17 protein-coding genes and 1 tRNA gene are annotated in these 21,171 nt (G+C 33.2%); 10 read left to right on the forward strand and 8 right to left on the reverse strand.

Going from position 1 to position 21,171, the window contains the following annotated elements; all coding sequences use genetic code 11:
• The first annotated feature begins 17 nt into the window (after positions 1–17).
• Positions 18–1,331 carry an OmpA family protein gene (locus tag AC1QSP_RS12015; RefSeq protein WP_484078898.1) on the forward strand — a complete coding sequence of 438 codons (1,314 nt, stop codon included), beginning with the start codon at positions 18–20 and terminating at the stop codon, positions 1,329–1,331.
• A gap of 79 nt (positions 1,332–1,410) precedes the next feature.
• Here AC1QSP_RS12015 and tpx read toward each other — a convergent pair whose 3' ends face one another.
• Positions 1,411–1,914: a thiol peroxidase gene (gene tpx / locus AC1QSP_RS12020; RefSeq protein ID WP_484078899.1), complete on the reverse strand. Its 504-nt coding sequence runs from the start codon at positions 1,912–1,914 to the stop codon at positions 1,411–1,413.
• 117 nt (positions 1,915–2,031) lie between these two features.
• On the opposite strand from tpx, the gene AC1QSP_RS12025 reads away from it, so the two are divergent.
• Positions 2,032–3,213 (forward strand): pyridoxal phosphate-dependent aminotransferase, encoded by a 1,182-nt coding sequence (locus AC1QSP_RS12025; protein WP_484078900.1) that lies wholly within the window; start codon positions 2,032–2,034, stop codon positions 3,211–3,213.
• A 55-nt stretch (positions 3,214–3,268) separates the two neighbouring features.
• On the opposite strand, the gene AC1QSP_RS12030 is transcribed toward AC1QSP_RS12025, so the two are convergent.
• Positions 3,269–3,736, reverse strand: coding sequence for a heme-binding domain-containing protein (locus AC1QSP_RS12030; protein WP_484078901.1), 468 nt, complete (start codon positions 3,734–3,736; stop codon positions 3,269–3,271).
• 258 nt (positions 3,737–3,994) lie between these two features.
• Here AC1QSP_RS12030 and AC1QSP_RS12035 point away from each other — a divergent pair.
• From AC1QSP_RS12035 to AC1QSP_RS12050, 4 genes are all read left to right on the forward strand, one after another.
• Positions 3,995–4,068 (forward strand) — tRNA-Met (locus AC1QSP_RS12035).
• A gap of 145 nt (positions 4,069–4,213) precedes the next feature.
• A complete protein-coding gene (locus AC1QSP_RS12040; protein WP_484078902.1) occupies positions 4,214–5,266 on the forward strand; it encodes an NAD(P)/FAD-dependent oxidoreductase in 1,053 nt (350 codons plus the stop codon).
• Positions 5,267–5,394: 128 nt separating this feature from the next.
• Complete coding sequence (locus AC1QSP_RS12045) at positions 5,395–8,238, forward strand: T9SS type A sorting domain-containing protein (protein WP_484078903.1); 2,844 nt, start codon at positions 5,395–5,397, stop codon at positions 8,236–8,238.
• Positions 8,238–11,060, forward strand: coding sequence for a T9SS type A sorting domain-containing protein (locus AC1QSP_RS12050; RefSeq protein ID WP_484078904.1), 2,823 nt, complete (start codon positions 8,238–8,240; stop codon positions 11,058–11,060). The genes AC1QSP_RS12045 and AC1QSP_RS12050 overlap by 1 nt, the downstream gene beginning before the upstream one ends.
• A gap of 37 nt (positions 11,061–11,097) precedes the next feature.
• On the opposite strand, the gene AC1QSP_RS12055 is transcribed toward AC1QSP_RS12050, so the two are convergent.
• Entirely contained in the window at positions 11,098–11,859 is a 762-nt protein-coding gene (locus tag AC1QSP_RS12055; protein ID WP_484078905.1) for a LuxR C-terminal-related transcriptional regulator, read from the reverse strand.
• Between the two features lie 256 nt (positions 11,860–12,115).
• Positions 12,116–12,907 (reverse strand): TIGR00266 family protein, encoded by a 792-nt coding sequence (locus tag AC1QSP_RS12060; protein WP_484078906.1) that lies wholly within the window; start codon positions 12,905–12,907, stop codon positions 12,116–12,118.
• A 143-nt stretch (positions 12,908–13,050) separates the two neighbouring features.
• Between AC1QSP_RS12060 and AC1QSP_RS12065 the strand changes: the two genes are divergently transcribed.
• The 4 genes from AC1QSP_RS12065 to AC1QSP_RS12080 all read left to right on the forward strand — a co-directional run bounded on the left by AC1QSP_RS12065 (position 13,051) and on the right by AC1QSP_RS12080 (position 17,541).
• Entirely contained in the window at positions 13,051–13,383 is a 333-nt protein-coding gene (locus tag AC1QSP_RS12065) for a 2Fe-2S iron-sulfur cluster-binding family protein (protein WP_484078907.1), read from the forward strand.
• A 95-nt stretch (positions 13,384–13,478) separates the two neighbouring features.
• On the forward strand, positions 13,479–16,313 hold the full coding sequence (polA, locus tag AC1QSP_RS12070) for a DNA polymerase I (RefSeq protein ID WP_484078908.1): 2,835 nt from the start codon (positions 13,479–13,481) through the stop codon (positions 16,311–16,313).
• 112 nt (positions 16,314–16,425) lie between these two features.
• Complete coding sequence (locus AC1QSP_RS12075) at positions 16,426–16,851, forward strand: hypothetical protein (protein WP_484078909.1); 426 nt, start codon at positions 16,426–16,428, stop codon at positions 16,849–16,851.
• Positions 16,852–16,947: 96 nt separating this feature from the next.
• A complete protein-coding gene (locus tag AC1QSP_RS12080) occupies positions 16,948–17,541 on the forward strand; it encodes a hypothetical protein (RefSeq protein WP_484078910.1) in 594 nt (197 codons plus the stop codon).
• Between the two features lie 42 nt (positions 17,542–17,583).
• On the opposite strand, the gene AC1QSP_RS12085 is transcribed toward AC1QSP_RS12080, so the two are convergent.
• Genes AC1QSP_RS12085 through gpmI form a run of 4 tightly spaced genes read right to left on the reverse strand, consistent with a single transcriptional unit; the run spans position 17,584 to position 21,156 of the window.
• Positions 17,584–18,330, reverse strand: a complete 747-nt coding sequence (locus AC1QSP_RS12085) for a methyltransferase domain-containing protein (protein WP_484078911.1) — start codon at positions 18,328–18,330, stop codon at positions 17,584–17,586.
• Between the two features lie 40 nt (positions 18,331–18,370).
• Entirely contained in the window at positions 18,371–19,180 is an 810-nt protein-coding gene (gene map / locus AC1QSP_RS12090) for a type I methionyl aminopeptidase (RefSeq protein WP_484078912.1), read from the reverse strand.
• The gene (locus AC1QSP_RS12095; protein ID WP_484078913.1) at positions 19,177–19,596 is read right to left on the reverse strand and encodes a BT0820 family HAD-type phosphatase; all 420 of its coding nucleotides are present in this window, start codon (positions 19,594–19,596) and stop codon (positions 19,177–19,179) included. Before AC1QSP_RS12095 ends, map begins: the two co-directional genes overlap by 4 nt.
• A gap of 18 nt (positions 19,597–19,614) precedes the next feature.
• The gene (gene gpmI, locus AC1QSP_RS12100; protein WP_484078914.1) at positions 19,615–21,156 is read right to left on the reverse strand and encodes a 2,3-bisphosphoglycerate-independent phosphoglycerate mutase; all 1,542 of its coding nucleotides are present in this window, start codon (positions 21,154–21,156) and stop codon (positions 19,615–19,617) included.
• Positions 21,157–21,171: the final 15 nt, after the last annotated feature.

Consider the following 21,171-nt stretch of genomic DNA (forward strand, 5'->3'; position numbering starts at 1 on the left):
ACCGTAAAGAAAATCAAATGAAAAAATTATTATTTACAGCGGTTGCTTTGATTGGATTATTTGGAAATCAAGCGCAAGCGCAGAATACAACAAAAAAATGGTATGTGTCTACAGGGGCACATGCGGTGAATCATAATAGTGTTCGTGGAATGTTTGATCAATTTTTTGATACAGACAATTGGTCAGCAGTACCACCACCATCACAATTAACAATTTCGAGAACTTTAAATCGTTCATTTGCAGTGGATGTACAAGCATCTATTGGAGAAGTGGATAACTTTCGATTGAACCACAACAACGAATTTATGTCGTTGGTTGGTGCGGGGTTACGTTATAAGTTAACGAACGGGTATATCTTAAACGAAGAATCTTGGTTTGATCCATATTTTAGAGCAGGAGCCAACTTCTATCGTCATCCATATCGTGGAATTCACTTTGATGGAGGACAAGATGTTGCAGGTGAAATTATGGGGAATGCACAAAATGCACATAATAATTTCTTCGCCGTATCAGGAGGTTTAGGAATTAACTTCTGGATTTCTCAAAAAGTGGGGATTAACATCGAAACCCAATATGTTTGGGTACCAGCGATGGAATCAGACTATATTGATTTCTTCCAAGCGAAAGCAGGAGTTGCTTTCCGATTTGGTCAAAAAGTGTGTAAAGACCGTGATAAAGATGGCGTATGCGACGATGAAGATGCATGTCCAGATGAACCAGGAATCAGAACAGACGATCCAAGAACAAATGGATGTCCTGATAAAGACAAGGATGGTGTATTTGATTTCGAAGATGCATGTCCAGATGAGCCAGGTTTAGTAGAATTCCAAGGATGTCCTGATCGTGATGGAGATAAGATTATTGATAAAGATGATCAATGTCCAGATGATCCATGTCCAGACGGATTCGAAACGGATGAATACACATGTAGCAATGGTTGTAAAGTGGAGAAACCAAAACCAATTGATCCACCAGTTGTTGATCCTGAACCAGTGAAGGAAATTAACTTCGAAAACGTATTATTCGAATACAATTCTGCAGATTTAACATCAGATGGTGTAGCAAATGCTAAAATTGCCGCTGATATCATCAAGCAAAAAGGAGGAAACTACTTTGTTGATGGATTCGCAGATAGCGTTGGTTCGGATGCTTATAACATTAAGTTATCTCGCCGTCGTGCAGAATCTGTACGCCAAGCGTTAATTAACGAAGGTGTTAAACCAGAACAGTTAGAAGTTCGTGCATTTGGTGAACAATATCCAAAATGTACTAACGATACTGCTGAAGGTAGAGCATGTAACCGTCGTGTAGTCGTTATTGATAGATACTAATCTTCAATCCATAACTTAAAAAAAGGTCATCCCCATGGGATGACCTTTTTATTTATTCAAAATTTTAAAAAATAAAATCTTATCCTTTAATCGAAGCTAATGCCGCTTCGTAAGAAGGTTCTTGTGCAATTTCAGGAACTTGTTCCGTGTAAATGACATTTCCTTCTGGATTAATTACGACTACTGCACGGCTTAATAAGCCTGCCAATGGACCTTCTGTCATTTTAACGCCATATGCTTCCTCAAAAGAGGCATCTTTAAAAGCAGATAAAGAAACGACATCTTCTAATCCTTCAGCAGCGCAAAAACGGCTGAATGCAAATGGTAAATCTTTAGAAATACATAAAACAACAGTATTTTCTAAAGCGGATAATTCTTGATTAAACGTACGAACTGATTGTGCACAGATTCCCGTATCTACACTTGGGAAAATATTTAAAACCACATTTTTACCTGCATAATCATTTAATGATTTTGCGCTTAGATCGGTTGCCGTCAATTCGAATGCAGGAGCTTTTGTCCCTACTTGTGGTAATTCGCCATTCGTATGAATAGGATTCCCTTTGAATGTAATTTGAGCCATAATTGTTAAGATTTTTGGGATATTTAAATCACGATAAATTTAATCAATTTCTAAAGAGAATAAATTATCTTCGCAAGAAGATTAGAATTTTACACAAACAAATAATTCACAACTATTATGCAACTTTCAAAGCGTCTACAAAACTTAAAGCCTTCTGCTACTATTGCGATGTCTGCAAAAGCAAGAGAATTAAAAGCGCAAGGTTTAGATATTATTAGCTTAAGTATCGGGGAACCTGATTTCAATACACCAGATTTCATTAAAGATGCGGCTAAAAAAGCATTGGATGAAAACTATACTGCGTATACGCCAATTGCGGGTTACCCAGAATTAAAAGAAGCGATTGTTAAGAAATTTAAAAGAGATAATCAGATTGACTATACAGCCAATCAAATTGTAGTTTCTACAGGTGCAAAACAATCGATTTATAATGTATTACAAGCTATTGTAGACGATGGTGATGAGGTTATCATTCCTACACCTTATTGGGTTTCTTATTCTGATATTGTTGAATTATCAGGAGGTACACCAAAGTTTGTAGAAGCGACTTTAGAGAATGATTTTAAAATTACACCAGCGCAATTAGAGGCTGCAATTACAGATAAAACAAAAGCAATTATTTATTCCTCTCCATGTAATCCTTCAGGATCAGTATATACCAAAGAAGAATTACAAGGTTTAGCTACAGTTTTAGCAAAACATCCCAATGTAATTATTATCTCTGATGAAATCTATGAGCATATCGTTTACGGAGAGAAAAACGTAAGTATTGCTTCTTTCCCAGAAGTGTACAACCAAACGGTTACGGTTAACGGTTTAGCAAAAGCTTTTGCGATGACGGGATGGAGAATCGGTTTCATTGGAGCACCAGCGTGGTTAGCGAAAGCGTGTGAAACTTTACAAGGCCAAGTAACTTCTGGTACAAATGCGATTGCACAGCGTGCTGCCATTACTGCATTAGAAGCTGATCCATCTTCTGTAAAATACATGATTGATGCTTTTGCAGAGCGTCGTGAATTAATGATTGGTTGGGCAAAAGAAATTCCGGGATTTAAAGTTAACGAACCAAAAGGTGCGTTCTATTTATTTCCAGACGTTTCAGAAACTTTTGGTCAAACATACAATGGCGTAACCATCAACAACGCGGATGATTTAGCGATGTACATTTTAGAGCACGCGCAAGTGGCCATTGTTTCAGGTTCAGCTTTTGGATCGAAAGAATGTATTCGTATTTCGTATGCAGCATCTGTTGAAGAATTACAAGAAGCCATGGCACGTATCAAGAAAGCATTATCTTAATTAAGATTCAAGTCATATGATAAAAAGCCTCGAACGAAAGTTCGAGGCTTTTTAATTAATGCTCTTTTTTTAAAAGGGGATTTAAACGTTCTGCTTCTTCCCTCATCCAATCTTTAAGGATCTTTTTATCTTTTATGGATAATTTTGCTTCTGGGTGTTGTGAAACATAACTTGGTAATGGCATCATATCAGGTTTAATATAGGCCATACTATTGACCAATTTTCTTGATTTTTCATCGTTGTTATACGCTTCCCACGCGGAGAAGTTAATCATCTTTCGTCCTTCGTTAATATGTCCTTTTATCCACCATGAAACTGGGGCAACATTAGCGTACCAAGGGTATTTCGTTTCCAACGAATGACAATCATAACACGAGCGTTTGATAATGGTTCTGACATCAGCAGGAATTGCTTCGTTGGTTGCAAAATCTTGCCCTTTATCGATGGTCGATGAGTTTTGATCAATTCGTATCAATTGAATCAGAATAAAAATTCCAAGGATAAGGATTGCGATTTTTTTCAATTGAATTCATTTTTGAGTTACAAAATTACAATCAAATGCTGATGCAAATGCTTAAATGGGGGTGAAAATCGATTTTTTCTGTCGATGAATCGTTTTAAACTTCGTTTGAATAAAAAAAATTAAAAAATATTTTAAAATTTATTTTTATGAACATCAATAGATTAGCCTGTTTAAGCCTAAAAAAGTGAAAAATATTTGAAAAAACATTTGGTAGAGTCCAGAATATGCGCTTATATTTGCACCACTAAAAACAAACAAGGCGAGGTAGCTCAGATGGTTAGAGCGCAGGATTCATAACCCTGAGGTCGGCAGTTCGATTCTGCTCTTCGCTACGACCTCAAAAGCAGATTCATTACGAATCTGCTTTTTTTTTTGATGAAATATTAACAGAGTTCTGACGATAATCATCATTTAAATGGTTCAATTTCACTAAATTTGCGAACAATTTAGTCGTATTCTAAATAAGTTTTAAACAAAATGATTCAAACAGATATAATTATTATCGGTGCTGGACCAACAGGATTATTCGCTGTGTTCGAAGCAGGTTTATTAAAATTAAGATGTCACATTATTGATGCTTTACCTCAACCAGGAGGACAATTAGCAGAATTATATCCTAAAAAACCTATTTTCGATATTCCAGGTTATCCGTCGGTTGGTGCAGGAGAATTAATTGATAATCTAATGGAGCAAATTAAACAATTTGAGCCAGGATTTACATTAGCAGAGCAAGCAACGACAATCGATAAGCAAGAAGACGGTACTTTTATCGTTACGACAAATAAGGGAACACAAGTTCATGGTAAAGCAGTAGCAATTGCAGGTGGATTAGGTTCATTCGAACCACGTAAACCTTTAATTGAAAATTTAGCGGATTACGAAGAAAAAGGTGTAGAGTACTTTGTGAAAAATCCAGAGCAATTCCGCGACAAGAAAATTGTCATTGCAGGAGGTGGAGATTCAGCATTAGACTGGTCGATCTTCTTAGCAGAGGTTGCGGCAGAGGTAACTTTAATTCACCGTCGTAACGAGTTCCGTGGTGCTTTAGATTCTGTGGATAAAGTCATTGAATTAAAACAACAAGGAAAAATCAATTTAGTTACACCGGCAGAGGTGGTTGGAATTAAAGGTGATGGAAAAGTAGAAGCAATCGTAGTAGAGAAAGAAGGTGAAACTTTTGATTTAGCAACAGATTACTTTATTCCATTATTTGGATTATCACCTAAATTAGGTCCTATTGCTGAATGGGGATTAGAAATTGAGAAGAATGCGATTAAAGTGGATAACTCATTAGATTATCAAACCAACATCGAAGGAATTTACGCCATTGGAGATGTGAACACGTATCCAGGAAAATTAAAATTAATTTTATGTGGATTCCACGAAGCGACTTTAATGTGTCAATCAGTTTATAACAAATTAAACCCAGGAAAGAAATTTGTCTTAAAATATACAACCGTTTCTGGTGTGGATGGATTTGACGGAACACGTAAAGAAGCTGAAAAAGCAGTAGTAAAAGCCATTGATTAATTTCAATTCTAATTATAAATATATAAGGCACCTCCAATGGAGGTGCCTTTTTCGTTTTACTTTTTTGATATTAGCCTTTAAATATTTATAAATGATATATTTGTAACTATTACACAATATACTTATATATGAAGAAAATAATCTACTCTGCTATATTTTTAATTGGAATTATTTCTTATGGACAACAAAATTCGGTCGCGTTAGACGTAATTGATATTTCTAAATCGGAAGGATCTAGTATTTCTAGTTTTTTTATATCCAATAATAAACTACATTTTACGGCTAATCAATCTCGAGATTATCGATGGTTATATACACTAGATGATAATAAATTAAAATTTGTAAATAAGGATCAATCGAATACTTCAATTAATTTCAGTAGTACAAAGGCAATTCAATTTGATGAGAATAGATTTATATTGTATGGTACTAAAAATTATAATAGCCAAAGAGTTTTTATTACAGATGGAACAGAGTCTAATACAGTTGATTTAGGATCATTTTCTTTTGATGAGAAAGATTATGTGAAATTAGGAAACAAGTTGTATTTCTTGGTAAGAAATAATGGATATGAATATTATTTATATGAGACAGATGGAACAACTATAGGAACTAAAAAAGTAACTGTTACAGACAATGTTAGTTATTCCAATTTTTCTTCATTAAAAGTAATTGGTGGTGAGCTTCATTTTATAATAACGATAAATAGTAAGGATTTCCATTATAAGATAGATTCTAATCAAAATCTAATTCAAATTTCAAATTTTGATAATCTTAAGATTAATGATTATGTAAAAGTTGATAACAAATGGATTTACACTTTGTCTAATACCTATAATTCAGGTAAAATTTTAACTTGTGAAAATGGAAATTGTAATGAAATATTTTCTTTTGAGGATATTTATTCACTTCCTAATCACAAATTAATGGTATTAGATAATGAAATATTAATTATAGATGCAAAAAATATTGATTGGTCTACTAAACAATCCAAAGCGTATAAATACAATAGGTCAACTAACGCTTTTGAATTAATTACAATCGATGGAAATGAAATATCAAATCTATATTTAAATTATAGAAAATCATTTAAGTTCAAAGATCAATGGTATATTGTAACTGAACATAATTATGAAAGTAGTATTTATAAATACGAAAATTCTCAATTAGTATTTCTTGCCTCTACAGGTAACATCCATAGTGATTTCTATTTTACGGAAGATAATTTTTATTTCAGTGTGACCGATAATACTCAATCTTATCGAGTTTTTAGAAGTGGAGGAACTGTAGAAACTTCAGGCTTAGTTAATGAGATTGGAATTATTAATTCATATGATATGATTACCTATAATGGTGAATTATATTTTAGAAAGAGTGATGAAATTAACGGTGATGAACTTTGGAAATATAATGAAGTTACAAATACAAAAGAGTTTGTAAAAAATATCAATTATAGAGGTTCAGGAAATGTACAAAATATTAAAAAATTAAATAATCGTTTATTTTTTGAAGGTGTAGGAAATAGTGTTTATAGTATATCTACTACAGGAGAAAGTGTAAAATATACAAATCCAGAAAGTAATTATAATTATGTGGAGCATTCATTTTATCAAGTGGGAGATGATGTGATTTTATTAAGTAAAGGAAATTATCAATCTCATTTATCAAAATTGAATGAGGAAACAAAAGATTTTGAAATTATTTATTCTGCATCATTATTCTCTGTCGGAAATCCATATGTATTAAATAATAAATTATATTTTGTATCTAATACCTTATCAGGTACTTATAATAGTCAATTACATTATTTAGATCCAGTAGATAATTCTCTTAATTATGTAAAATCTATTTTTAATGTGGATCCAGATATATTAGGATATTCATTTAAAGGAATTTTTGAACTAAATGGTCAATATTATTATGTGTCTGAAGGAAATAATAAAGGAAGAATCAATAAGCTTAATTTATCAAATAATAGAGTTGATTCAGTCTATCGATTTTTAGCACAAAATTATGATGATAATCAAGCGAATATAGTAGGTAAATTTAATGATCAACTTTTAGTAAATTATAATAACGGGTATTATTTATACAATGGGACTACCATGACATACGTCACTGATGGAACTGTATTTGGTGATGTATATCCAGCTGATGAACCTTTTAATATTTACAATCAACCGATACATAATAACAAATTTTATTATTTAAAACAGGTTGGAAGTTCAAGTGTTTATGACTTATGGGCAAGTGATGGTGTAAATCACGAAAAATTGAATGTGCAAGGAAATCGTACTGATTCATTTATTGGTAAAGCATGTAACGACAAAATGTATTTTATTAGTTTCAAAGATTATAATTTATATGAAACGGATGGTACATCTGCAGGAACAAGATCTGTTGGGTTTATGGATCATTCATATGTGTTAAATACTAGTCCTATGAAATGTAATAATGGAAAATTATTCTTCATAGAAAATTATTATGGTAATCAAATATCAGTTATTGATAATGGAACCAAAAAAACTTTTGATTTTGAATTCAATGATCTACCAAATATGTGGTTAAATTATGATTATACGAAGGATATGGAATTTATGGATAATAAATTATACTTAAATATATACCATTATTATGCAGGAGAAGAAGTGTTTGTGGTAGACTATGATGCTTTTAATTTAACAACTTTATCGGATCAAAATTCTAATATTAACTTGAATTTAAATAAAAAAGGTGAAGTTAAAGTTTTTCCAAATCCAGTAACTGGTAAAGTAAAAGTTATAGTAAATAAAGATGAGCAAATAAAAGAGATTAAAGTTGTAAATGTTACAGGGCAAACAATTCTAAATCTAAACATACATTCAAATGAAAGTTTCTCAGAAATAGATTTATCTCAATTAAAAAAAGGAATTTATTTCTTAAATATAACAACGAATACATCTAATTACTCTAATAAATTAATTAAAAACTAATGAAAAAATTAGTATTATCCCTTGCTTTAGTCGCTTTAAGTCCAATTTTATTTGCACAGAATGAATTGAATTTTCAGACTATAGATATCGTAAAAAATGGAGATATAACAGTTAGAAATTTTACTTCAGCTACAGAAGATTATATTTTTCTTGCCAACAGCAAATTAACTAAGTTGAATAAGCAAACGAAAGAATATTCTTCGATTAATACTGGAACGAATAATTTAGATTATTCCAATTTAATTTCTGACGGTTCGAACCATTTTTTTTATAATACAAATAGAAATTTATTATTAAAATATATAGAGGAGGGTCAATTAGATACTATTAAAACATCATTTTATCTGAATAAGATTTTCAAAATTGATGAAAATGTAAGTTATATATTATATTCTGATAGTTATAATGTTACAAATCCAAAATTGGCTAAGTTAACCAATGGTGTTTTTGAGGATGTATTAGATTTAAATACAGATTCAAAAATAATGGGGATTACCATTAAAGATAATAAGCTTGTTGTACTTTATGAAAATAAAATTAGCGTAGCTAACCTATCTACTAATGAAGTATTGCATTTTCCTATTGATAATATGCTGTATTATGGTAATCAAATAACTGATTTTAAATTAGATATTATTGATTCAAAATTGTATTATAAATCTTATGAAAACTATCAACCATTTGTAAAAACATTCGATTTAGAGACGTATAATATTCAAGAAACTAGCTTACCTAATTTCACTTTAGGATCATTCAAGAAAGTTGGGGATTCAATAATTTTTATATTCAATTATAATTTTTATAAAATAAATTCAGATGGAACTACATCTCAAATCGATTTAGGTAACTACTCATTAAATTATAATTCATCATTAGATATTTCATATAATAATTCAGTTCTAACAACTGTATTTTCTAGTCAGACAGGATCTTATGAAACAATAAAAATTGATATTTTAACAGGTCAAATAGAACAACTTTCCTTCTTAAATTATACGACTATATTTGAAAATCATTCAATAGGTTCTAAACAATATTATATCAAAGAAGGAAATCTAGAAGTTTATGATTTAAGTAATGGAGTAAGAGAAGTTTTAATTTCAAATATAGTAGTTCAAAAAATATTAAGTGTTTCTAACGACGAAATTATAGTACATGCTTCTACACCTGAAACTGGTGCTGAGATTTTCGCTTACAACAATTTAACATCATCATTAGATTATTATGGAGATCTTAATCATTCTCCAAATTCAAATCCAAGAGTATTTACTAATGTAGGTAATAAAGTTTTTTATCAAGCTTTATCACCATCAGGATATGATGATTTATACGTTACCCAAGGAACAGAAGATACCACGAGAAAAGTATTTGATGTAGGATTAAATAATAATTCATCTGGAGGGTTGATGAAAGCTATGGAATTTAATAACAAGCTTTATTTTTCAGGAACAAGAAGAAGTTCGAATTCTGGATCTGAATTATGGTTTACTGATGGAACACCTGAAGGAACTCAAGAAATAGAAATTAATCCAACGACTGCTGGACCTTATAGTGATGTGAGTGGTTTTAAAAGCTTTATAGGTAAAGGTCAAAATAGATTTTATTTCATTGGATATATACCTCATCAAGGAAGTGAAATTTGGACAACGAACGGAACAAAAGAAGGAACGTATATTTTAAAAGATATAGCACAAGGTTCACAATCTCCTTATTTGTCAACATCTTCTAAAGCAATAGTTGGTGATAAATTATATTTTTTACAAAATATTGGAGGCTCATTAATAAAATTATGGGAGAGTGATGGTACATCTAATGGGACCAATTCAATAGCTGATGTGTTTCAATTAACAAATGATGGTTTATTAGAGAAATTTCAAATAATTACAGCAAATGATTCTGCTGTTTACTTTGAAACAAGAGTATTTAATTCTGACGCTTATTATTCTGGTGCAATCATTTGGAGATATGATTTAGAGACATCTGCAATTACTAAAGTAGATTCTATGAATTTATATTACAAAATATCAAGTTCAAAAAACAATATTTATTATTTTAAAGATTCAAAATTTTATAGATATAATACTATTAATAATGAAATAACATTATTAGAATCAAATATTGGAAATCTTTATAATGAATTACTTCTTTTAGAAGAATGTGGTCAATATACATTATATGGTGACACTAATTTTGATATGAATTTTAGAGGTTTAAGAGTATGGAATAACCAAACGCAAACTTTGGAATTTACCTTTGATAATTCATATTCCTTTTTAAAAGATAATAGTATGTGTATTAATAATTCTCCAATACTATATGCGAACAATTCATTAGGAACCCCAAATATTCCCAATACCTATTTTCAGATAGCAAATGGTGAGATAAATGAAATCGCAATAAAAGTTGATGATGAATTGGTAATTCCTCCCAATTATTTAGGTCAAGTTGTATATAATCCACAACTTAATAAAGTATTTGGTAATTCTAATTTTAGATATAATGGTATAAGTGAGTTAATTGTTTCGGATGTAGATTTTCAGTTTCTTAATATGACAGAAATTTTTCAAAATCAAAATTCTAACAGTAATAAAAATGTTATAGTTTACCCAAATCCAGCAACAAACGAATTATTTATAACAACTAAATCAGCAGAGATTTTAAGCTTTGGTATTTATGATTTAACTGGGAAATTAATGGGAACAGAATTAACCGAAAATCAATCAGAGATAAAAATTGAGATTAAAGATTTACCTAAGGGAATTTACATCATCAATGTAAATACAACAAAAGGAAAAGAATCAAAGAAATTAATTATTAAATAAATCCCACAAAAAAGGCATCAAGGAATTGATGCCTTTTTTATATCCAACCATTTTCGATGGCTTTGTAAATGACCTCTTGTATCGAATTGCATGATGTTTTGGCTAAAATATTTCTGCGGTGTGTATTCACCGTTGCTTCGCTTAATGACAGATGATAAGCAATTTGTTTGCTGCTTTGTCCTTTGAACAAATAGCGTAATAATTCTTTTTCTCGAGCGGTTAAGATCTCTTTTGTAGGCTTAAATTTTTCAATAATTTCCAGATCAATAAAATTTGGTTCACCGTCCATTCCAATAAAGGATAAGATGGGTCTTCCCATGACATTCAGGTACGAAATATCGGTATGTATGCCCAAACAACGAATGATACCGCCCGCTTTCGAAATTTGTAAAGGATGCAAATGTTGTAAAATCCGTAAGGTTTCCCCTTTGGTATTGATCAATCTAAAATCTGTTCGCACCTTATATTTTACTAATCTTTTAGCATCAAAATTCATGGCAAATTTTATGGCTGTTGCTTCACTGTTCAGATAATGGGTATAATCAGCTGGATGTATCATTTGAAGAAATTTCCGAAGGGTAAAATTTTCAGGTGAAATTCCAGTGATGGTTTCGACGCTTGGACTTATAAATTCTACTTGGGAAGTCTGTAAATTAAAAATGTAATAGTAGAAATCCCCAACCTTAAAAAGATTGAGTAAATGTTCAAAATTATAATCGGTTAAATATTCCGATTCCTCGTCGGTCTTCACAATCGAATTCCAAATGGTTTGCAAAGTGTTTAAATGTTCATTTTGCATAGGTTAAGTTGTTTAGGTTGTTATAATTTAGTGCAATTTTTGAACATAAAAACTGTTTTAAGTATTTAATCGAATTTATTGTGGACATCATTTTTAATGGATACAAATAATCTATCTTTTATTTTCAATCCGTGAAATTCCAAGGTTAAATTTTATGAAAACCATAACGACTAAAGATAAAAAAAGAGCTCAACTGAACTCCAAAAAAAAACCTTGTCAAGGTTCTAAACCTTGACAAGGTGATTTTATTTTACGGTTAATCTCCGTCCATTAAACGTCCTAATCCACCAAGAATAGAACCTTCGCCTTGCGATGAACCACCCGCTGATGGTGCATGAGCAATAATACGATCTGCTAAACGGCTAAATGGTAACGATTGGACATAGACTGTTCCAGGACCGCGTAACGTGGCGAAGAATACCCCTTCACCTCCGAATAATGTATTTTTTATTCCACCAACAAATTCGATGTCGTAATTCACGGTTTGTTCAAACCCAACAATACATCCGGTATCCACTTTTAAAACTTCACCCGGTTGTAGCACTTTTTTGTGTAATGTTCCTCCAGCATGAATAAAAGACATTCCGTCTCCTTCTAATTTTTGCATGATGAAACCTTCACCTCCAAATAATCCTGTTCCTAACTTACGGTTGAATTCAATTCCGACAGCAACTCCTTTCGCTGCACATAAAAAGGCATCTTTCTGACAAATGAATTTTCCATTGTATTCTTGTAAGTCGATTGGAATAATTTTCCCAGGATAAGGTGAAGCGAAAGAAACTTTTTTCTTGCCATGTCCGTAGTTGGTGTAAGTGGTCATAAATAAACCTTCACCCGTTAAGATGCGTTTTCCGGCGTTCATTAATTTCCCAAAAATTCCGCCCGATTGACGCGAACCATCCCCGAAAATCGTTTCCATTTTAATGCCATCTTCCATCATCATAAAACTTCCGGCTTCGGCTACTACTGTTTCTTGTGGATCCAATTCGATTTCGACGAATTGCATTTCTTCTCCAAAAATCTCGTAATCTATTTCGTGTGCATTCATAACATTTCAATTTTACCAATTAGTATCAAAATTGCACATTTCGTAACAAGAATTATTTTAAATTAATGCTAAAATTTAGACAAAACGTATAATCCTTTTTTAGTGGTGTAAGTATTCTTATTTTTGTAGGAAGAAAGAATAAAATGGCAGATATTAAAATTACAATTATAGATCGCGACGGTGTAAAACATGAAGTGGATGCGCCAACTGATATGAACATGAATATTATGGAACTAACGCGTGCATACGAATTAGTGCCAGAAGGAACGATTGGTGTTTGTGGTGGTATGGCCATGTGTGCATCTTGTCAATGTTATGTGCATACACCTGAAATCAATTTACCTGAAATGAATCCCGACGAAGATGCCATGTTGAGTGAAGCGTTCAATGTGCAAGAGAATTCTCGTTTAGGATGTCAGTTGCATATCACGGAAGAGATGGACGGATTAGTGGTCGAATTAGCGCCAGAATATTAATGGACAAGTTTTACGTAGTATGTAATACGTTCTACGTGGACTCATTTATACGTTTGTCGTAAGACGTAAAACGTAATACTTAAAACTTATCAACAATGAATCAAGATAAAAGATTATTTCTTTTAGATGCGTATGCCTTAATTTTTAGAGGGTATTATGCATTTATCAAAAATCCACGCATCAACTCAAAAGGATTCAATACCTCAGCAGTCATGGGGTTTATGAATTCCCTTTTTGATGTGTTACGTCGTGAACAGCCGACGCATTTAGCTGTAGTTTTCGATGTCGGAGAAGCAACAGTGCGTACGGTAGATTATGCAGAATACAAAGGAAATCGTGATGAAACGCCTGAGGCCATTCGTGAAGGTGTTCCGGTGATTCAAGAATTATTACGTGCGTTAAAAATTCCCGTTTTATTTGCGGAAGGATATGAGGCCGATGATGTCATCGGAACATTAGCCAAGAAAGCAGAACAACACGGTTATGTGACTTATATGGTGACGCCTGATAAGGATTTTGGGCAATTGGTTACCGACAATATCAAAATGTATCGTCCACCCGCAAATGGAAAAGGGGTTGAGATTTGGGGAATCGAAGAAATCAAAGAAAAATTTGGGGTCGATGAACCGATTCAAGTCATTGACTATTTAGGAATGATGGGTGATGCGGTGGATAATATTCCAGGCTTACCAGGTGTTGGTGCGAAGACCGCGAGTAAATACATCAAAGAATTTGGTTCGTTGGAAAATCTTTTGGAAAATACCCATTTATTAAAAGGGAAAGCCAAAGAAAAAATTGAAGCAAATAAAGAGTTAGGTTTATTATCTAAAAAATTAGCGACAATTATTACGGATGCACCTGTAGAGTTTGATGAAGAAGATTTATTGGTTTGCCCACCCGATTTAGATAAAGTAACGGAGTTATTCAATGAATTAGAATTCCGTCGAATGTTAGAGACGGTGTACAAAATCTATGGTTTAGATGCTTCAGGAATAATTCAGGAAGCGCAGACAGAGATTTCAATCGCTTCTCAAGAAAATGTAGCTTCAGACCCCGCTGGTCAACAATCGTTGTTTGATTTTACATCGGACGAAGAAATTGTACCTCAAAATTCGGTGTATACCAATGCATCTACTACAGATCATTTCTATCAATTAATTGATACGCCAAAAGCGCGAAAATTATTGATTAAAAAATTAACCGAATTATCGGAGTTCTGTTTCGATACTGAAACGACTTCTTTAGAAGCGTTAGAAGCAGAATTGGTCGGGATTGCCTTTTCTTACGAAAAAGGTAAAGGATATTATGTTCCTTTTCCGGCCGAATTTGATGCTGCTCAGGAATTAATCCAGGAGTTTAAAGAAGTTTTAGAAAATGATCAAATTGCAAAAATTGGTCAGAATTTAAAATACGATATTAAAGTATTGGCGAAATATGGTGTGGAAGTGAAAGGAAACAACTTCGATACGATGATTGCACATTACTTAATCAATCCCGATATGCGTCATAATATGGATGTCTTATCGGAAACCTATTTAAGCTACCAACCGGTTAAAATTGAAGACTTAATCGGGAAAAAAGGGAAGAATCAAAAGAAATTTAATGAAGTAGAATTAGACGCACAAACGGAATATGCTGTTGAAGATGCGGATATTACTTACCAATTAAAAACATTGTTTCAACCTGAATTGGTGAAAGCCAATACGTATAAATTATTTACGGATTTGGAAATGCCATTGATGCAAGTGTTGGCAGAAATGGAATTGGAAGGAATTAATTTAGACGTCCCATTCTTAAAAGAATTGTCGGTAAAACATGAAGCGAAATTAGCGGAATTGGAAGCGAAAATTCATGAAGATGCCGGGGAAGTATTTAATATTAATTCGCCAAAACAATTGGGCGATATTTTGTTCGATAAATTGCAATTGGATCCTAAAGCAAAAAAGACCAAAACCGGTCAGTACGCTACAGGAGAAGAAGTCATTTCGAAATTAAAAGATAAGCATCCGATTATCCATGATATTTTACAATATCGTCAGTTACAAAAATTAAAATCCACATATATCGATGCATTACCTGAATTGGTGAATCCTAAAACAGGTCGCGTGCACACGACGTATATGCAAACGGTTGCGGCAACAGGTCGTTTATCTTCAACAAATCCGAACTTACAGAATATTCCAATTCGTTCTGAAGAAGGACAACAAATTCGTAAGGCATTTATTGCAAGAGATGAGAATCATGTGATTATTTCAGCCGATTATTCGCAAATCGAATTACGTTTAATTGCTCAAATGTCGCAAGATCCTGCGATGGTCGAAGCGTTTAAAAGTGGAGAAGATATTCATGCCTCAACAGCTGCAAAAGTATTTAATGTGGCCTTAGAGGAGGTGACGCGTGAGCAACGTAGCCAAGCGAAAACGGTCAACTTCGGAATTATTTATGGGGTTTCAGCTTTTGGATTAGCGGATCAAGCGAATGTGTCACGTAAAGAAGCCAAAGAATTAATCGATGCTTACTATCAAACGTATCCAACATTAAAAACGTACATCGAAAAACAAGTGGATCTCGCGCGAGAGCAAGGATTTGTGGAAACGTTAATGGGACGTCGTCGTTATTTAAAAGATATCAATTCGCGTAATGGAGTGGTTCGTTCGCATGCAGAAAGAAATGCGGTGAATGCGCCAATTCAAGGAACGGCAGCCGATATCGTAAAAATGGCGATGATTGAAATTCAACGTGAATTGAAGAAAAATTTCAAAACCAAAATGCTATTGCAAGTGCACGATGAGTTAATTTTTGATGCACCAAAAGATGAATTGGAAGCAGTTTCGAAAATGATTAAAGAAAAGATGGAAGCTGCAGCTTCTTTCGATGTGCCTTTAATTGCTGAGGTTGGAGTAGGAGCCAACTGGTACGAAGCGCATTAAACTATAAAAATAAATCGTTATAAAAATCCATACCGAAAGGTGTGGATTTTTTTGTTGACAAGGGTGTTCGAAGGGTTTAAAATATTAATTTCGCGCACGAAAATAAATCCTTATGAAATTATTGCCATTCTTCTTCTTTATATTCCTGTTCGCAACTTCTCTAAAAGCACAACCAATTGATCGTTTTCCTATTTATCCCGGTTGTGATCGTTATATGCAGTATAACCATAAACTTAATGGATGTTTCCAAGAGCGCATGACGAAAGATTTGGATTTATATGTAAAATCAGTACAACCGAAACATGATTCGATTGCTCCGATACAGGTTAAATTATCCATGATTGTTGATCAAAATGGAAAAATAAAATCGATTGAAGTTTTGGAAAGTAAAAATCGTAAAGCGGCGAATCAGTTGGTGCATCGCGTGAATCAATTGCAACACTATTTTGAAAAACACCACAAAAAAATTAAACCAGCGATGGTGGGACGTCGAAATGTGAATTTTAAAATGGTATTTATCGGATCACAGTATTTATAAATGTAACTGTATTGATTATTTGTTATTTATCAGAAAAAAGATTGATTTTTGTTTTAAAGATTGATTATATTAGAATCGACTAATTAACACGATGGAATGAAAAAACTTTACGCTTTATTTTTTGGATGTATTGCCTTGCTGTACTCATGCGAATCAGTGGATCATTTAACCATTTCTAATGAAAATGAACTAAAGAATTCCTTGAAAAATGAATACATGAAAATTTCATTTCAATCGGAAAATCTAGCCTTAAAAAATTGTTCAGATTTTCAATTCACTTTTGATGATGTGGAAATTATTCAATTGAGCAAATCCGATTATAATGCCATAAAAAAAGGGTTGAAGGATTCCAAGTTAAATTCTTTGCAAGTTTCTAACGAGGTGGATTTTCTTGTTGAATATCAAGGGGAGCGATATTGTATGAATCACTTAGGACAAATGTTTAAGAATAATCGAAAACTAAATGATCATCCTGAATTGGTTTATTTATTAAAAAATAAATCGAATTATTACAATCGGTTTACTGAAGATGATTTGATGCAATCGGATACTTTAATTCGTCGGTACGGAACACCATTTGGTTACCATTATGAATCGCCTGAAAAAGCTGGTAAATTATTGGAAAATGACAGTTTGCTGATTGAAAATATTAATCATCGTACCCATCACAATATTATTCTTACTTATTGATAGAAAAACCCCTTATTCAATAGAAAATAAGGGGTTTTTATGTTAAAGAGGTTTTCTTACCACAGGTAAAATTTCCCCTTTTTCTAAACAATATTTTTCAACGTCAGCTGCAGGAATTTGTTTGGTATAATCGACTTGCTCTACAATAAATCCAGCGTTTTCTAAACGCTTGTAGTAATCCTTTCCATACACACGAACATGGTCATATTGACCAAATTCTCTTCGACGATCTTCTTTCGAAGTGATGGTAGGATCTTCGTATGTCACTTCTCTTTGATAAGAAATAGGCACTTGTAAAATTCCCCATCCACCAGGTTTCATGACACGAAATAATTCAGCCATTGCTTTGGCATCATCAGGAATATGTTCTAAAACATGGTTACAAAAGATCACATCATAGGAATTATCTTCAAAGGGTAAATCACAAATATCCGCTTTGACATCGGCTAAAGGTGATTCTAAATCACTGGTCGTATAATCCAAATGTTTAAGATTTCTAAAACGTTTAATGAAAGACTGTTCTGGGGCGATGTGTAAAACTTTGGCTGCTTTCGTAAAAAAGTCAGTTTCGTTTTTTAGATACAACCACATCAAACGGTGTCTTTCTAATGAATACGTTCCTGGAGAAAGTACATTTTCTCGTTGCTTTTCGTATCCATACGGTAATAAGCTTTTGTATCCTTGATTATCGATTGGATCTACAAAACGATTTCCACGCATGTACCAAACAATAAAAGGACGAACAATGTAACTTCCTTGAATTAACAAAGGACGTGGAACAATGTTCATGATTTTTTTAAATGCCGCTTTCACTAATTGAGATTATCGCTTATGGTTTAAATAAAAATGGAGTTTCTTCGTCTGAAACGATTCCTAATGCATCATAAATGTATTGGAAAGTTGATAATAATTTTGGTTTTCCATCTACGACACATACATCATGTTCGAAGTGGGCTGAATATTTATTATCGCGAGTGGTTACAGTCCATCCATCTTTGTGAAATTTCACTTTTTCCGTTCCCATATTGGTCATTGGTTCAATGGCTAATACTAATCCCTCTTCGATTTTTTTACCTGTTCCTTTACGACCATAATTAGGAACTTGAGGATCTTCGTGCATTTTTCGACCTAATCCATGTCCAACTAATTCGCGAACGATTCCGTATCCTTCTTTTTCGCAATGCAATTGAATGGCATGACCAATATCCCCAATGCGATTACCTTTTTGCATTTGTTCAATCCCTTTGTATAAAGATTCTTTGGTAATGCGTAATAATTTTTCTGTTTCAGCATCCACTTCACCTACAGCAAATGTGTACGCGTGATCGCCATAGAAATCATTCATATAAACACCACAATCCACAGAAACGATATCCCCTTCACGTAAAGGTTCATCATTAGGGATTCCATGAACCACTTGTTCATTCGGAGAAATACATAAATTTTTTGGGAAATCATACATTCCTAAGAATGCAGGATACCCTCCATGGTCACGAATAAACTCACCACCTAATTTATCTAAGTGATTCGTCGTAACACCTGGTTTAATTTCTTTGGCTAACATACCTAATGTTTTAGACACTAACTGTGCACTTAGGTACATTAATTCTAATTCTTCTTTACTTTTTAAATGTATCATAATCCAAAAAATCCTCTCTTTTTTTTCTTTTCACGTTCTTTGCCGTGTTCGTGTAGAGAAAATTCTATTTTTTTCGTTATAATTTGATAAACTTCACCCCAACCAGGGAACCCACCTAAATTTCTATCATCGATAAAAATATCAGCATTGATTTTACGGCTTGCTTTTTCTTCATTGAATTCTTCACCAATATAACTATTGTTGATGCCGTAAAATTCGATTCCATTTTTCTGACAAAACGCTACGGCTTCTTCTAATGCCTTTCCACTACGGTAAGTCCAAAGCGTTAAGCGATAGCCATCATTTTGTAATTGTTTTAATGTCTCGAATGCAAAAAGTTTTGGTTTTCCAATTGCTGGATATTTATCTTCTACAATTGTGCCATCAAAATCTACTGCAATGATTTTATTTGTCATAGGTTAGCTGTTTAGTTATTATTGTTCGATTTTATTTACAATGATATTACCCGTCATTTCTTCTGGAATCGGGATTCCCATTAAAGTTAAAATAGTTGGAGCAATATCTCCTAATTTTCCATGAGAAACATTCCATTCCTTTTTGTTTTGCGCTAAAATGAAAGGGACTTGATTGGTTGTATGTTGTGTGTTTGGTGAACCATCTTCATTCTTCATAAAATCAGAATTTCCATGATCAGCCAAAATCACCACTTTGTAATCTTTTTCAAGGGCAAGATTTACAATTCTTTCGGTACATGCATCAACCACTTCAGCGGCTTTTATTGCTGCTTCCATCACTCCTGTATGTCCTACCATATCTGTATTGGCAAAATTTAAACAAATAAAATCGGCTGTTTCCTTTTCAATTTCAGGTAAAATGGCATTGGTAATATCGTAAGCCGCCATTTCTGGTTTTAAATCATAAGTAGCTACATCTCGAGGAGAAGCGCACAATAATCTTTTTTCACCGATAAATTCGGTTTCGCGACCGCCTGAAAAGAAAAATGTCACGTGTGGGTATTTTTCTGTTTCTGCAATACGAATTTGCGTTTTACCCGCAGCTTCTAAAACTTCACCCAATGTGTTTTTAATGTTGCTGTCATTGAATAATACTTCTACGTTTTGATACGTTTCATCGTATTGTGTCATTGTAATATATTTTACATTCAATGGTTGCATGCCATATTCAGGATAGGCCTTTTGAGTTAATACTTCTGTAATTTCACGTCCACGGTCGGTACGGAAATTAAAGCATAAAACGACATCACCTTCTTGGATAGTAGCAATTGGTTCGTATTTTTCGTCCGCTACAATAATTGGTTTGATGAATTCATCCGTTACCTCAGCTTCGTAAGAATCTTGAATGGCTTGAATAGGGAAAGCGGTTTTTAAGCCTTCACCTTTTACCATAGCATCATAAGCCAATTGGACACGTTCCCAACGTTTATCACGGTCCATAGCGTAATAACGACCGGTAATTGAGGCTAATTTTCCTGTAGTTTCATTCATGTGATTCATTAAATCACTGATAAATCCTTCACCTGATTTCGGATCACAATCGCGTCCATCGGTAAAGGCATGTACAAAAACATTATCTTTTAATCCTGCTTGGTTTGCAGCATTTAATAGCCCTTTTAGATGATTGATGTGTGAATGTACACCTCCATCAGAAACTAATCCAATGAAGTGAACGTTTTTGTTATGGTTTAATGAGTACTCGAAGGCATCTTTTAAAATGGGTTCATCAATAAAAGTTCCATTTTCAACGGCCATATTGATTCGAACCAAGTTTTGGAAAACTACTCTACCTGCTCCTAAATTCATGTGTCCTACTTCCGAATTTCCCATTTGTCCTTCTGGTAACCCTACGGCTAATCCAAAAGTATCCAGTGTGGCGTTTGGGAAACGTGTGTAACAACTATCAATAAAAGGAGTGTTCGCTTGTTCAATGGCAGAAACTTCAGGATTGGTACCGATTCCCCAGCCATCTAAGATCATTAAAATAACTTTGTTGTTCATTGTGTGTTTGAAAAA

Source organism: Faecalibacter sp., from assembly GCF_057177045.1.